Annotated in this window: 14 protein-coding genes; 8 read left to right on the top strand and 6 right to left on the bottom strand. The window is 69.3% G+C overall.

Features of this window, described 5'->3' with window-relative positions:
• The 4 genes from ACIBQX_RS46755 to ACIBQX_RS46740 all read left to right on the top strand — a co-directional run bounded on the left by ACIBQX_RS46755 (position 1) and on the right by ACIBQX_RS46740 (position 4,266).
• Complete coding sequence (locus ACIBQX_RS46755) at positions 1-987, top strand: coiled-coil domain-containing protein (protein WP_397016571.1); 987 nt, start codon at positions 1-3, stop codon at positions 985-987.
• Positions 988-1,250: 263 nt separating this feature from the next.
• Positions 1,251-1,697 carry a hypothetical protein gene (locus tag ACIBQX_RS46750; protein WP_397016569.1) on the top strand — a complete coding sequence of 149 codons (447 nt, stop codon included), beginning with the start codon at positions 1,251-1,253 and terminating at the stop codon, positions 1,695-1,697.
• 236 nt (positions 1,698-1,933) lie between these two features.
• Entirely contained in the window at positions 1,934-2,944 is a 1,011-nt protein-coding gene (locus ACIBQX_RS46745) for a phosphotransferase enzyme family protein (protein ID WP_397016567.1), read from the top strand.
• A gap of 491 nt (positions 2,945-3,435) precedes the next feature.
• Positions 3,436-4,266, top strand: coding sequence for a hypothetical protein (locus tag ACIBQX_RS46740; protein WP_397016565.1), 831 nt, complete (start codon positions 3,436-3,438; stop codon positions 4,264-4,266).
• On the opposite strand, the gene ACIBQX_RS46735 is transcribed toward ACIBQX_RS46740, so the two are convergent.
• Positions 4,260-4,625 carry an MmcQ/YjbR family DNA-binding protein gene (locus tag ACIBQX_RS46735; protein ID WP_397016563.1) on the bottom strand — a complete coding sequence of 122 codons (366 nt, stop codon included), beginning with the start codon at positions 4,623-4,625 and terminating at the stop codon, positions 4,260-4,262. The genes ACIBQX_RS46740 and ACIBQX_RS46735 overlap by 7 nt on opposite strands.
• Positions 4,626-4,636: 11 nt before the next feature.
• Here ACIBQX_RS46735 and ACIBQX_RS46730 point away from each other — a divergent pair, with 11 nt between their 5' ends.
• The gene (locus ACIBQX_RS46730) at positions 4,637-5,143 is read left to right on the top strand and encodes a DinB family protein (RefSeq protein WP_397016561.1); all 507 of its coding nucleotides are present in this window, start codon (positions 4,637-4,639) and stop codon (positions 5,141-5,143) included.
• Here the strand turns inward: ACIBQX_RS46730 and ACIBQX_RS46725 are convergent.
• Together ACIBQX_RS46725 and ACIBQX_RS46720 are read right to left on the bottom strand one after the other, a co-directional pair.
• Positions 5,133-6,437 carry a M50 family metallopeptidase gene (locus tag ACIBQX_RS46725; protein WP_397016559.1) on the bottom strand — a complete coding sequence of 435 codons (1,305 nt, stop codon included), beginning with the start codon at positions 6,435-6,437 and terminating at the stop codon, positions 5,133-5,135. The genes ACIBQX_RS46730 and ACIBQX_RS46725 overlap by 11 nt on opposite strands.
• A gap of 88 nt (positions 6,438-6,525) precedes the next feature.
• Complete coding sequence (locus tag ACIBQX_RS46720) at positions 6,526-7,641, bottom strand: PP2C family protein-serine/threonine phosphatase (RefSeq protein WP_397016557.1); 1,116 nt, start codon at positions 7,639-7,641, stop codon at positions 6,526-6,528.
• A gap of 118 nt (positions 7,642-7,759) precedes the next feature.
• On the opposite strand from ACIBQX_RS46720, the gene ACIBQX_RS46715 reads away from it, so the two are divergent.
• A complete protein-coding gene (locus ACIBQX_RS46715; RefSeq protein WP_397016555.1) occupies positions 7,760-8,989 on the top strand; it encodes a GNAT family N-acetyltransferase in 1,230 nt (409 codons plus the stop codon).
• Between the two features lie 15 nt (positions 8,990-9,004).
• Positions 9,005-9,151: a hypothetical protein gene (locus tag ACIBQX_RS46710; protein ID WP_397016553.1), complete on the top strand. Its 147-nt coding sequence runs from the start codon at positions 9,005-9,007 to the stop codon at positions 9,149-9,151.
• On the opposite strand, the gene ACIBQX_RS46705 is transcribed toward ACIBQX_RS46710, so the two are convergent.
• Positions 9,148-9,615, bottom strand: coding sequence for a ribose-5-phosphate isomerase (locus tag ACIBQX_RS46705; protein ID WP_397016551.1), 468 nt, complete (start codon positions 9,613-9,615; stop codon positions 9,148-9,150). The two genes, ACIBQX_RS46710 and ACIBQX_RS46705, sit on opposite strands and share 4 nt — an antisense overlap.
• 106 nt (positions 9,616-9,721) lie before the next feature.
• Between ACIBQX_RS46705 and def the strand changes: the two genes are divergently transcribed.
• Positions 9,722-10,219, top strand: a complete 498-nt coding sequence (gene def, locus ACIBQX_RS46700) for a peptide deformylase (RefSeq protein WP_397016549.1) — start codon at positions 9,722-9,724, stop codon at positions 10,217-10,219.
• 59 nt (positions 10,220-10,278) lie between these two features.
• Here the strand turns inward: def and ACIBQX_RS46695 are convergent, their stop codons facing one another.
• Both ACIBQX_RS46695 and ACIBQX_RS46690 read right to left on the bottom strand, forming a co-directional pair.
• Positions 10,279-11,682 carry an aldehyde dehydrogenase family protein gene (locus ACIBQX_RS46695; RefSeq protein ID WP_397016547.1) on the bottom strand — a complete coding sequence of 468 codons (1,404 nt, stop codon included), beginning with the start codon at positions 11,680-11,682 and terminating at the stop codon, positions 10,279-10,281.
• Positions 11,683-11,790: 108 nt separating this feature from the next.
• Positions 11,791-12,411 (bottom strand): disulfide bond formation protein DsbA, encoded by a 621-nt coding sequence (locus ACIBQX_RS46690; protein WP_397016545.1) that lies wholly within the window; start codon positions 12,409-12,411, stop codon positions 11,791-11,793.
• Positions 12,412-12,433 lie beyond the last annotated feature (22 nt).

The following is a 12,433-nucleotide window of genomic DNA, read 5'->3' as shown; positions in this document are numbered from 1 at the left end:
GTGGCGGCAGCGTCCCCCGCGCACCTTGCCATCGGCGTCATCAGCGCGGCGGCGGTGATCTTCATTCCAGCGACGGTGTCGTCCGCGACCACCGTCACCACCACCTCCACCACCGCTGAGCCCAAACCGAGCGAGGCCGAGCTCCGTAACGAGCTCAAAGGGCTGAACCAGAAGGTCGACAAGCTCATCGAGCGCTACAACCTCAAGCGGGTCGAGCTGGCCAAGGCCAAGCAGGCCGCCGAGGCGGCCGAGAAACGGCTCGCCGCCGCCGAGGAGGCGCTCACCGCCGCCCGTGGGCGCGTCGCCGAGCTCGCCAATCTGCGTTATCAGAACGGCGGCATGCCGCTTCCGGCGTTGGTGGTGCCGCCCGACGGCGCCGCCGCGGCCCTGCTGGAGCAGGTCACCGCCGATCAGACGGCCCTGGTTCAGGACGTGTTCGACGCGCGCGACGAGAAGAAGAACGCCGCGGACGAGGCGGCGGCGCTGGCCCGCGACATCAGCGCCGACACCGCCGAGGTGGCCGAGCAGCGCGACGAGGCCGAGGACGTCATCGGCGACATCCAGAAGAAGCTCAAGGACCTCGTCCCGTTCAGCACCGGCCGCCGCTCCGACGGCAGCTGGGCGCCTCAGCTGCCGTCGGGCCCCGACAACATCACCGCCCGCACCCGGCTGATGCGCGAGCAGTTGCAGAAGAACTTCAAGCTGCCGTTCGCGGTCGGCTGCTTCCGCTCGGGTGGCGGCGGCGAGCACCCGCTGGGCCGGGCGTGCGACTTCATGATGAGCACCGGCGGCAGCCTCCCCAGCGCCGTCCACAACGCGCTCGGCGACAGCATCGCGGAGTGGACCGTCGACAACCGCGACAAGCTCGGCGTCAAGTACGTCATCTGGAAGCAGCGGATCAACCACGGCTCCGGCTGGAGCACGATGTCCGACCGCGGCAGCGTCACCGAGAACCACTACGACCACGTGCACGTATCCATGCACTGATAGGAGGACGAATAGCATCTGATGAGCTATTCGCACTCTTGAAGAAGGCGTTTTAGCTGGTCGTCGGTATGTGAGGGTGGACTCTGCCGAGGTCGTCCTGTGCGTTGGTGCGTGGCCAACTGCCTGCCAGCCGAGGCCGCACCCTGGCCACCTGTCGACAGATCGACCTGGACGCCTGGCTTGGCAGTCCTCAGCTCGCGAACAGCACCGAGGGGTCCCAGTTCACCCCGGACGACCACCGATGGGCGCAAGCACGACGCCTGTTGACCGAAGACACCCTCCCGACCGCCGACCGGGTCGCCGGCCTCTTGGTCCTGCTGTTCGCTCAGCAGGTTAGCCGGATCGCCCTACTCACCCGCAGCCGCATCCATCATCGCGACGACGGGCGCACCGAACTCAGCCTCGGTGCCACGACCGTCGTTCTTCCTGGCCCACTCGCCGACCTGATCAACCAACTCCCCACCCTGCGCAGCGAGGTCACCGCTCGCCACCTCCACGACGGAACCTGGCTCTTCCCCGGCCAGCCCCGGCACCCCAGCAGCTTGTCCCGCCGCCTAACCCAGCTCGGCATCGATGCCCGTCCCGACCACAACAGCGTCCTGCTCGCCTACGCCCGTTATCGGCAAACTCCTTGGACTTACGCTGAGCCAGCATCGGGGTCAGCCGAGGTAACAGGAATTCCGGCCATGAGCGGATCGCGAACTCTCTGACCTGCGAAAATATCGAGGTACCGAGCTCCGTCGTGGGACTCGCGCGCCAGTCGTACTTCCGAGATTACGATCACGATCGACTGATGGCCGCTTCTGGTCGTACCTCAACTCTACCCGAGTCAGAAAAGCGCGGCCCTGGCTGGTTGGCCAGAATCGGAACCCCTTGCTGACTCTTGATACGAGAGGGCCTATAACCGGTTGCGCGCCAGCCTGGGCATGCCGTCAGAATGGGGCGCATGATCGCGCCCGCCGACCTGGAGTTCATGGCCGGGCTGCCGGCAGCGTGGGGTTTTCCCCCGGATACGACGATCAGCCGAGCCGAGCAGGGGACCAACAACCAGACGTTCCTGCTCCACCAGGGGAGCCTCCAATTCGTGCTCCGGGTCAGCCAGACCCTGTCCGCCGCGCAGGTCGGCACCGAGCACCGGATCCTGCAGCGGCTGCGGCGGGCCGGACTTCCCTTCCAGGTGCCCGAACCAGTCGCCGCGCCCAGCGGGGACACGGTGATCGAGACCGCGGCCGGGCCCGCCACCGTCTGCCGGTGGATCCCCGGCGTGCGGCCCGACCTCACGGACCGGACGGCACTCGAGCGCTTCGGCCGGGCGGCCGGGCTGCTCGGCGAGGCGATGCTGGGCGTGCCGCCAGAAGACGGGCTGGGGGACTGGCGAGGTGACCCTCTCCTGGCGCACCCCGCCGTGCCGCACATCGGCGTCCTTTGCCGTCAGCTGCGCGCCGCCGGGATCAGCGCGGAGCGGGCCGCCCGCCTCGACGCCGTGGCACGCCGTGTCGGGCGGGAGTGGTCCGCAGGCTGCGGCGCGCTGCCGACCCAGGTCATCCACGGTGACCTGGCGGCCTGGAACGTGCTGGTGGACGAGGACACCGGGGAGGTGAGCGGGCTGCTTGACTTCGAGTTCGCCGGGGTCGGCTTTCTGGTCCAGGACGTGATGGCAGCGCTGTTCTACAGCGGGGCCCTGGAGTCGCGCGACTGGCAGCTCGGCACGGCGGCCTTCCTCCGGGGGTACGCCTCGGTTCGCCCGTTGGACGCCGCCGAGGCCGACGCGCTGCCCCGGCTTCTCCTCGCCCGGGCGGTCGGCAGCGTCCTGTGGCGGGCGGGCCTCTGGCTGAACGGGAAGGCACAGTTCGGCGAGGTCGCCGACCGGATCCGCAAGCTGGAGGACACGAACCGCTGGCTCGACGCCAATGGCGGAAAGCTCCGGTCACTCGCGGCCGCCGGCGGGTACGGGTGACTCGGAAGTACGGCTGGCGCGAGCCCTACGACGGAGCTTGGTACTTCGATATTTTCGCAGGTCAGAGAGTTCGCGATCCTCTCATGGCCGGAATTCCGTTATCTCGGCTGACCCCCAGCATGGCCAGGTGTTGGCGGCGTGAGTGATCTTTGAGACACCGGCGGAGCGGATCTGAACTACGCCAGCTCGTGGAGACCCGTGCCGTTGTTCCTACAGGATCGATGACGCCCTCTCGATGCTGGCTGACGAAGCCCCTCACGCCGAGTTCTTGGAGGCGATGACGCAGGCGGCCGAGTCGCCGAGCCCAGTTCATGACGAGAAGTCATCGCCCGGCAAGGCCGTCCGGCATCTGCCCACCGTAGGACATCTCGCATCCGTCTGTGGTCGTACCTGGCTCGTGCATGCCGCACCAAGATGCGACCTGAGCCGGACGCGCCGCGTCGCCCATCACCATGCTGATGCATCCGGCACCGACGAGATGGGCGGAACGCATGGACATCGAGCTTCACGGGCGAGTCACGCGGTGGCGCCAGGCCGAGGCGGACCGGCGCGCCGCCAACGCCACGGCCAACCTGAGCCGACAGCCCCCGTTTCCCGGACGATGGGTGAGCGCCATCGGTCTGACCTGCGGTCCCGCCCTGCTCATGGCCGGGATTCTGCTACGCGCCCAGTTCCACTACTTCTTCCCTGACCAGCTCGCCGCCTACACCCGGCACCCCGCCCTCATCACCGCCGCCTACGCCTGCTTCGCCTGCGGGATCATCCTGCTGTGTCCGGCGGTCATGACGCTGGCGCAGAGGATCGCCGCCACCAGCCCGCTGTGGGGTCTGTGGGGCGGCTGTCTGGTGATCGTCGGCCTGTTCACCCGAACCTTCCAGTTCGGCACCGATCACCTGGCCTTCCACCTGACCGACAGCCTCGGGCTGTCATCGATGATCAACGGCATCGGCGACTACTACTCAGCGTGGCGGGACGTGCGCTGGCATCCGTCATCGCCGCAGGCGGACTCTGCGCCGCGTTCGTCCCCCTGGGCGTCTCCCTGCTACGCGGCGGCCCCCCGCCGAGCAGACGCGCCGTGCTCTGGCTCATCGTCATCCTCGGATGGCTCGTCCTCGGCGCGGCCTTCGGGCCCACTTTGGCACCGTTCACCCGGGGCTGAGGACTCACCAGCGCCGCGCGAAGCACCGCCGTGGCCGTCAGGCGATCTCGGGACTCAACCAGGGACGGAACGGTCATCGATCAGCGCTGCGATGACCCGCGTACAGCTGAGCCAGGAGCCGGCCGAGCGCGCGCCGTCGATCGCCGCGTACGGTTTTCAGTGAGGCCTGACCTGAATCAGCTCGACAAGGGACTTGGGCGCGATCTGGCGATAGGCGTCCACCACGATCTCCGCGATCTCCTCCCAGTCGACGTCGTCGACGTCCAGGTAGACGCCGAGCCAGCCCCGGTGGCCCACGTACGGCGGGCGGAAGAACCGCCCCGGATCCGCGGCCACCAGCTCCTCCTGGACACCCGCGGGAGCGGCACACCAGAAGGCCAGCCGGTCGTCATGGTGGTGGTCGGCGTACATGACGAACGTCTTCTTGCCCCGGATGAACCAGGTGGGCTCACCGTGGCTGAGTCGCTCGGTCGTTTCGGGCAGGGCGCGGCAGATCTCTCTCAATGCTGCAAGAGGGTCCATAATCGGAGAGTATGCGGGAGTATCCCTATCCGGCCTACATCGCCGGCGAGCGCGAGATGCTGGACGAGTGGCTCGACTGGCATCGCGAGACGCTGCTGCTCAAGTGCCGGGGCCTCAGCGACGAGCAGCTGCGCCTGGCGTCGGCGCCGCCGTCGACGCTGTCGCTGATGGCGCTGGTGCGGCACCTGGCCAAGGTGGAGCGCTCCTGGTTCCGGCGCCGCCTGGCGGGTGAGGACATTCCGCACCTCTACCCCGAGCTGGCCGAGTTCACCGAGGCGGGGACGGCCACCTGGGCGGAGACGTCCGCGCAGTGGCGCGAGGAGGTGGCGCTGGCCCGCAAGGCGGCCAGGTGTGTGTCCCTGGACGCGCTCGCCAAGCGGGGACGGGACGACCAGGCCGTCTCACTGCGGTGGATCATGATGCACATGATCGAGGAGTACGCGCGCCACAACGGCCACGCCGACCTGCTGCGCGAGCGGATCGACGGGATGACCGGCGACGGGGACGTCAGCCCGTGAGCCGCAGCGGATTGATCAGGTCGGCGTAGACGAGCAACCCGGCCATGATGATCATGACGAGCGCCAGCGCGTACGTGAGCGGCAGGACCTTGGCGATGTCGACGTAGTTGGGCTCGGGGCGGCGCATGACCCGGGCGTAACCACGCTTGACGCCCTCCCACAGCCCGCCGGCGATGTGGCCGCCGTCGAGCGGTAGCAGCGGGATCAGGTTGAACATGCCGATCGCCAGGTTGAACCCGGCCAGCAGGTTGACGAAGATGGCGAACTTCTGCAGCCCGGTCAGGTCGGAGGCGAGGATCTCCCCGCCCATGCGCCCGGCGCCGACGACGCCCACCGGACCCTCGGGGTCACGTTCCTCGCCGGAGAAGGCGGCGTGCCAGACGCCGACCATCTTCTCCGGCAGGTTGACCAGCGACTGCGCCACCCGGCCGGTCAGCTCCGCCATGTGCCCGAAGACCGCGCCGACGCTCTGCGTCTGCATGACCTGGGTGGGCAGCACGCCGAGGAAGCCGACGTTGCGCTCGATGGTGTCGGGGTCGTCGGGCTTGGGCCGGTCCTGGGCGATGAGCGAGACGGTCAGCGTCATCGGCTTGCCGTCGCGCACGATGCCGAGCGCGATGTCGCCCGCGCCGTGGGAGCGGATCAGCTGGGTGGCGTCCTCCCACGTCTCGATCTTCTTGCCGTCGAGGGAGACGAGCTCGTCCCCGGCCTTGAGACCGGCCTTGGAGGCGGGGGTCGGCTGGTCGGTGGACCGGCACTCGGTGCGCTGCTCGCTGATCGGGATCACGCAGGTGTTGGTGTCGGGCGACACGATCGGCGCGTACGTCGGCAGGCCGATGCCGACGAGCAGGATCGTGTAGAGGATGAACGCCAGCACGAAGTTCATCGCCGGGCCGCCGGACATGATGATGACCTTCTGCCACCACTTCTTGCGGTAGAAGACCCGGTCCTCGTCGCCCGGCCGCACCTCTTCCTGCGCCGCCTCGCGGGCGGTGTCGATGAGGCTCTGGAAGGGGCCGGTCGAGCTGCCCCTGAGCTTGGTGGGGTCGTCACCCGGCCGGGGCGGCAGCATGCCGATCATGCGGATGTAGCCGCCCAGCGGCAGCCACTTGATGCCGTACTCCGTCTCGCCCTTGCGCCGGGACCAGGCGGTCGAGCCGAAGCCGACCATGTACTGCGTCACCCGGACGCCGAAGATCTTGGCAGGCACGAGATGCCCGATCTCGTGCAACGCGATGGACGCCATCAGACCGATGAGGAAGACGACGATCCCCGCGAGGAAGAGCCAGTTCATCTACGTGCGCTCCAGGCAGCCGGAAGGTCTTGACAGCCCCAGGGTAGTCGAACTCTCCGTACCTGGACGGCTTGCGGACGATCCGTGCCTACGGACGCCAGATGAGGACCAGCGCGCAGTCGTCGTTGTGGCCCGAGGCCATGGCGTTGACCAGGGCGCGGGCGCCGTCGCGGAATCCGGACGGCAGCAGCCGCTCGGCCTCGCCCAGCAGCTTGTCGAGCCCGGCGTCGATGTCACGCCCCGGCTGCTCGATCAGCCCGTCGGTGTAGAGCAGCAGCGCGTCGCCCTTGTGCAGGGTGCCGCTCTCGGGCTCGCAGTGGAGGTCGGGCACCACGCCGAGGACCACGCCCTTGGCCGAGGCGACCTCCCAGTTGCCGGTGCCGGCGTCGAACTTGACCACCGGAGGATGACCGGCCGAGGTGATGGTGTAGTCGCCCGAGGCCAGGTCGAGGCGGACGTGCACGGCGGTCACGAAACCTTCGTCGCCGCGCTGGCGGTGCAGGTAGGAGTTGCAGGCGGGCAGGAAGTCGTCGACCGAGCCGAGCAGCCCGCCGAAGGTGCCCGACAGCAGCAGCGCCCTGGTGCCGGCGTCGACGCCCTTGCCGGAGACGTCGACCAGCGCGATGTCCACCTGGTCGCCGTCGCGCATGGACACCAGGAAGTCGCCGCCGAAGGAGGAGCCGCCCGCCTGCTTGAGCACCACCCGGCCGCCCCAGTCCTTGGGCAGCTCGGGCAGCTCGCCCTGGCTTCGCAGCCGGTCGCGCAGCTCCAGCAGCATCGCGTCGCCGCGCAGCCCCTGCACGCCGAGCTTGCCGCGGGTGCGCGCCATGAGCACGGCCAGCACCGTGGTGAATCCGATCGTCACCATCAGCCCGACCCCGATGCTGGCCGCGCCGAGGGTGAAGGCGACGTAGCCGAGCGCGACGACGACCGCCCCCAGCAGCTTGATCAGGTTGCGCACCCGCAGCTGCAGCCCGCCCACCAGGGTGACCAGGACGAGCAGCGAGGGCGAGAACCACTCCGTCGACACCCGCGCGGCCAGCAGGCCGATGACCAGCGCCAGCACGGTGAGCGTGAGCAGCAGGTTGCGCTCACGGGCGAGGGGCCCGCGTCGGAGGAATCGTACGGCCTGCACCAGAAAGGGCACCCGCACGAGCAGCGCGCGGAGCCGTGGCGGGATCAGCGGGGCCGGACGGGAACTCATGATGCGCCTGACTGTATCGGTCTGGACCATCTTTGGGCAGCCCACTTGACCAAGACCTTGATCGTTAAGCACCGATAATCAGGTGCCGTCCTTCTTGGTCCGTGCGTACCGTGGATGGATGACCTACCCGATCCGTCCCATCGCCGAGGCCGACTGGTCCGCCTTCGGCGACGTACTCGCCGAAGGGTTCAACTGGACCCCTCATCCCGTTCAGTCCGAGCGCTTCAAGCGGGAGATCGAGTTCGACCGCACCCTGGCCGCGTTCGACGGTGACACCATCGTCGGCTGCACGGCCGTCTACAGCTTCCGGATGACGGTCCCGGGCGGGCCGATCCCGGTCGCGGGCGTGACGGCCGTCAGCGTGCTCCCCTCCCACCGCCGCCGGGGCGTGCTGTCGGCGCTGATGCGGCGGCAGCTCACCGACGTGCGCGAGCGAGGCGAGGCGGTCGCGGCGCTGTACGCGTCCGAGACGCCGATCTACGGCAGGTTCGGGTACGGCAGAGCGGCCGGACAGCTGGCGTTGTCCGTCGACAAGCACGGCGCCGACTTCGTCAGGGACGCGCCGGTGGATCCGGCGCTGAGGCTCAGGGTCGCCAAGCCGGCCGAGGCGCGCGCCGACTTCGAGCGGCTGTTCGCCGCCGTCGTCACCCAGCGTCCCGGCCTGTACGAGCGCAACCCGGCGTTCTGGGACAACGTGCTGGCCGACGAGGAGTTCGACCAGCACGGCGCGGGCGTGCTCCGGTCGATGATCGCCGAGGACGACCAGGGCGTACGAGGTTACGCGCTGTTCAGGGTCAAGTCGGAGTGGGACGGCAACGGGCTGCCCGCCGGTGAGCTCAGGCTGAACGAGTTGTTCGCCGCCGATCCGGCCGCCTACGCGCTGCTCTGGCGCGGCGTGCTCGACCGGGACCTGGTGACCAAGATCGTCAGCCCGGCCCGGCCGGTGGACGATCCGCTGTTCGCGCTGGTCGCCAACCCGCGGCACCTGCGCGCCCGCTGGTGCGACGACCTGTGGGTGCGCCTGGTCGAGGTGGACACGGCGCTGGCCGCGCGCTCCTACGCGGCGCCCGTGGACGTGGTGCTGGAGGTGACGGACGAGACCTGCCCCTGGAACTCCCGCCGCTGGCGGCTCAGCGCCGACACCACGGGCGCGGAGTGCAAGCCGGTCGACGACGAGCCGGACATCACGCTGAAGGCCGCCTCGCTGGGCTCCGCCTATCTGGGCGACGGGACGCTGATCGAGGATTTCGGGGCCGGACTGGTCGGCGAGCACACGCCGGGCGCCGTCCGCGCGCTGAGCACGGCCATGTCGTGGAGTCCCAAGCCGTGGGGCGCCCTCGTCTTCTGACGTAGAGTCCGAGGCATGGCACTGCAGAGCTTGCAGATCACCGCGATCACCGCGATGCGCGCGCGAGACGTCTCGCGGCCGTCGAAGGAGCAGCAGGAGGCCGCCGACAGGCGGCCCCTGCGTGACGAGATGCCCAAACGCGACGTCAAGCGCAAGAGCTAGGGCAGCGAGGGCAGCTGGCCGATGGTCTCGTAGGCCTGCACCTGGGCGATGCGCCGGCTGTGCCGCTCGCTGCCGGAGAACGCGGTGGCGAGGAAGACCTCGACGAAGCCGGTGGCCTCTTCGGTGGTGTGCATGCGTGCGCCGACGGCGACCACGTTGGCGTTGTTGTGCTCGCGCGCGAGCTGGGCCGTCTCCTCGCTCCAGGCGAGGGCGGCGCGGATGCCGCGCACCTTGTTGGCGGAGATCTGCTCACCGTTGCCGGACCCGCCGATGACGACGCCCAGGCTGCCCGGGTCGCTCGCCACGCCCTCGGCGGCGCGCAGGCAGAAGGCGGGATAGTCGTCCTCGGCGTCATAGACGGAGGGACCGCAGTCGGTCACCTCGTGACCGTGCTCCTTCAGCCAGGACACCAGGTGGTTCTTCAGCTCATAGCCGGCATGGTCGGCACCGATGTAGACACGCACCCGCCCAGTCTTCCACAGCCCCGCGCGCCAGGTTCCAGTGCCGCCGGCCCTGGCTAGAGTAAGGGATGCCAACGCCATGCAGCCCTTACGAGAGATGAGAGCGTCCGTGCGTGATTCCAAGCGTGAGATCCGCGTGATCGGCGACCCGGTCCTGCGCACCCCCGCCGAGCCGGTCAAGGACTTCGACCGTGAGCTGCGCCGCCTGATCGACGAGATGTTCGAGGCGATGTACGCGGTGGACGGGGTGGGCCTGGCGGGTCCGCAGATCGGCGTGTCGCGCCGCCTGTTCGTCTACGACATCAGCGGCCGCAAGGGCCATCTGATCAACCCCACGCTGACCGTCGACGACGCCGAGGAGATCGTCGACGAGGAGGGCTGCCTGTCGGTGCCCGAGCGCGCCACGGGCCGGCCGGCCTTCGCCCCGCTGGGGCGCGCGGCGGGCGTGACGGTCGAGGGCTTCGACCGGCTGGAGCGTCCGGTCCGCGTCCAGGCTCGCGGCTCGCTCGCCCGCTGCTTCCAGCACGAGAACGATCATCTCGACGGCAGGCTGTACGTGGACCGCCTGCCGAAGAACCAGGCCAGGAAGATCATCTCGCAGGCGTAGACGGTGCTGCCGGCCAGGGCGCTGGGTGTGCGCGCCCCATCCGGCCTCCTGCGTCCAGGTCAGAGCTGCAGGGCCTTGACCTCCAGGAACTCTTCCAGTCCGTGCTCGCCGAGCTCGCGGCCGATGCCCGACTGCTTGTAGCCGCCGAAGGGGGCCAGCGGGTTGAATCCGCCGCCGTTGATGGCCACCTGACCGGTGCGCAGCCTGCGCGCCAGCGCGACGGCCCGCTCCTCGGTGCCGGCCCAAACCGCGCCCGCCAGACCGTACGGGGTGCCGTTGGCGATCTGTACCGCCTGGTCCTCGGAGGTGTAGGGGATGATCGACAGGACCGGGCCGAAGATCTCCTCCTGCTCGATCGTCATGCCGGACTCGACCCCCGCGAAGACCGTCGGCTCCACGTAGAAGCCGCGCGGCAGCGGCCGGTCGGTGCCGCCGGCCACCAGCCTGGCGCCTTCCTCCTGGCCCCGGTTGATGTAGCGGACGACGCGGTCGCGCTGCGCCGCGGAGACCAGCGGCCCCAGCCTGGTGCCCTCGTCGAACGGGTCGCCCACGGTGTACTTGCGCGCGGCCTCGACGGCCAGGCGGACGGCGTCGTCGTAGTGGTCGCGGTGGACCAGCATGCGGGTCCAGGCGGAGCAGGTCTGGCCGGCGTTGACGAAGCAGTTGGCGACACCCACCTTGACGGCCACGCCGAGGTCGGCGTCGGGCAGGATGATGTTCGCGGACTTGCCGCCGAGCTCCAGGGCGACCCGCTTGACGTCCTCCACGGCCAGCGCGGCGACCCTGCGGCCGGCCCTGATGGAGCCCGTGAAGGAGATCATGTCCACCTCGGGGTGCGCGGCCATGGCCTCGCCGACGACCGGCCCGCGCCCGCTGACCAGGTTGAAGACGCCTGGAGGCAGGCCCACCTCGTGGAAGATCTCGGCCAGCGCGTAGGCGGCCAGCGGCGCCACCTCGCTCGGTTTGAGCACGACCGTGCAGCCGGCGGCCAGCGCCGGGGCGACCTTGGCGATGATCTGGTGCAGCGGGTAGTTCCAGGGCGTGATGGCGGCGACGACGCCGACCGGCTCCTTGACGACGAGCGAGTTGCCGACGCGTGACTCACGCGGGTGGCTCTCGGCGAGCCCGGCGTAGGAGATGAGCACGCGGGCGGGCATCAGCGTCTGCACCTTGAGCGCGAATCCCAGCGGCGAGCCCATGTCGGCGGCGATGATCCTGGCGACCTCGTCGGCACGCCCCATCAGCAGCTCGGCCGCGGCGGCGAGCATCTTGGCGCGTTCCGCGGCAGCGGTGACCGACCAGGTGGCAAAGGCTTTCCTGGCCGCGCTCACCGCCTCCTGGACGTCCACCTGAGTGCCCGCGGGCACCCGGTCGATGATCTCCTCCGTGGCCGGATTGACGACCTCGATCGCCTCTCCCGAGGCTGAGGCGGTCCAGGCACCGCCGATGTAAAGCTGACGCATACCCCTCATCCTGGCGTGCCTGTGGTCACTTCGCGAGGGACTCGCTCTTCACGGGATGAGCGGTGTCCCCCGCGAACACGACTTCTTCTACCGCCACGAGGGAAAAAGTCAGTCGAAACGCGGCGAGCGCGTGCGCGTCCGCTTCAGCTCGAAGAAGTCATCGAACTCGGTGACCAGCAGGACGCCGTCCCACAGCCTGCCCGCGTCCTCGCCCCTGAGGATGGAGGTGATCACGGGCCCGAAGAACGCGTTGTCGCCGACACGGATGACGGGCGTGCCGACCTCCTGGCCGACCAGGGCCATGCCCTCGTCGTGGGAGCGCTTGACGGCCTCGTCGAACGCGTCGGACTCCATCGCGTCCGCCGTCGCCTTGTCCAGGCCGGCGGCCACCAGGGCCTCCTCGACGGTGGCGCGCAGGCTGCCTTCGCGCTTCGTGTGCCCCTGGTTGTGCATGAGGGTGCCGAGCTCGGTGTAGAGCCGCCCGACGGCCTCGTCGCCGTGCTCGGCGGCGACCGCGGCCACCACCCTGCCCGGGCCGACCGCCCTGGCGATGCGCGCGCGGTAGTCGTCCGAGACGTCCTTGTCCTTGTTGAGGACTTCCAGGCTCATGATCCGCCAGGTGATCTCGATGGGCCGGACCTTCTCGACTTCGAGAAGCCATCGTGACGTCACCCAGGCGTACGGGCAGAAAGGATCGAACCAGAGGCTGACAGGAGTCTTCTGCGTCATGTGGGGCCATAACCTTGTGAGG

This window comes from Nonomuraea sp. NPDC049714 (assembly GCF_044465295.1).
Lineage (GTDB): Bacteria > Actinomycetota > Actinomycetes > Streptosporangiales > Streptosporangiaceae > Nonomuraea.
The sequence above is the reverse complement of the archived record's forward strand: the minus strand, read 5'-3'. Positions and strand labels throughout refer to the sequence as shown.

Bases quoted from the DNA above. Each gene is read 5' to 3' on its own strand.
- ACIBQX_RS46745 (WP_397016567.1), top strand. From the start codon at position 1,934: ATGATCGCGCCCGCCGACCTGGAGTTCATGGCCGGGCTGCCGGCAGCG.
- ACIBQX_RS46740 (WP_397016565.1), top strand. From the start codon at position 3,436: ATGGACATCGAGCTTCACGGGCGAGTCACGCGGTGGCGCCAGGCCGAG.
- ACIBQX_RS46735 (WP_397016563.1), bottom strand. From the start codon at position 4,625: ATGGACCCTCTTGCAGCATTGAGAGAGATCTGCCGCGCCCTGCCCGAA.
- ACIBQX_RS46730 (WP_397016561.1), top strand. From the start codon at position 4,637: ATGCGGGAGTATCCCTATCCGGCCTACATCGCCGGCGAGCGCGAGATG.
- ACIBQX_RS46725 (WP_397016559.1), bottom strand. From the start codon at position 6,437: ATGAACTGGCTCTTCCTCGCGGGGATCGTCGTCTTCCTCATCGGTCTG.
- ACIBQX_RS46720 (WP_397016557.1), bottom strand. From the start codon at position 7,641: ATGAGTTCCCGTCCGGCCCCGCTGATCCCGCCACGGCTCCGCGCGCTG.
- ACIBQX_RS46715 (WP_397016555.1), top strand. From the start codon at position 7,760: ATGACCTACCCGATCCGTCCCATCGCCGAGGCCGACTGGTCCGCCTTC.
- ACIBQX_RS46710 (WP_397016553.1), top strand. From the start codon at position 9,005: ATGGCACTGCAGAGCTTGCAGATCACCGCGATCACCGCGATGCGCGCG.
- ACIBQX_RS46695 (WP_397016547.1), bottom strand. From the start codon at position 11,682: ATGCGTCAGCTTTACATCGGCGGTGCCTGGACCGCCTCAGCCTCGGGA.
- ACIBQX_RS46690 (WP_397016545.1), bottom strand. From the start codon at position 12,411: ATGACGCAGAAGACTCCTGTCAGCCTCTGGTTCGATCCTTTCTGCCCG.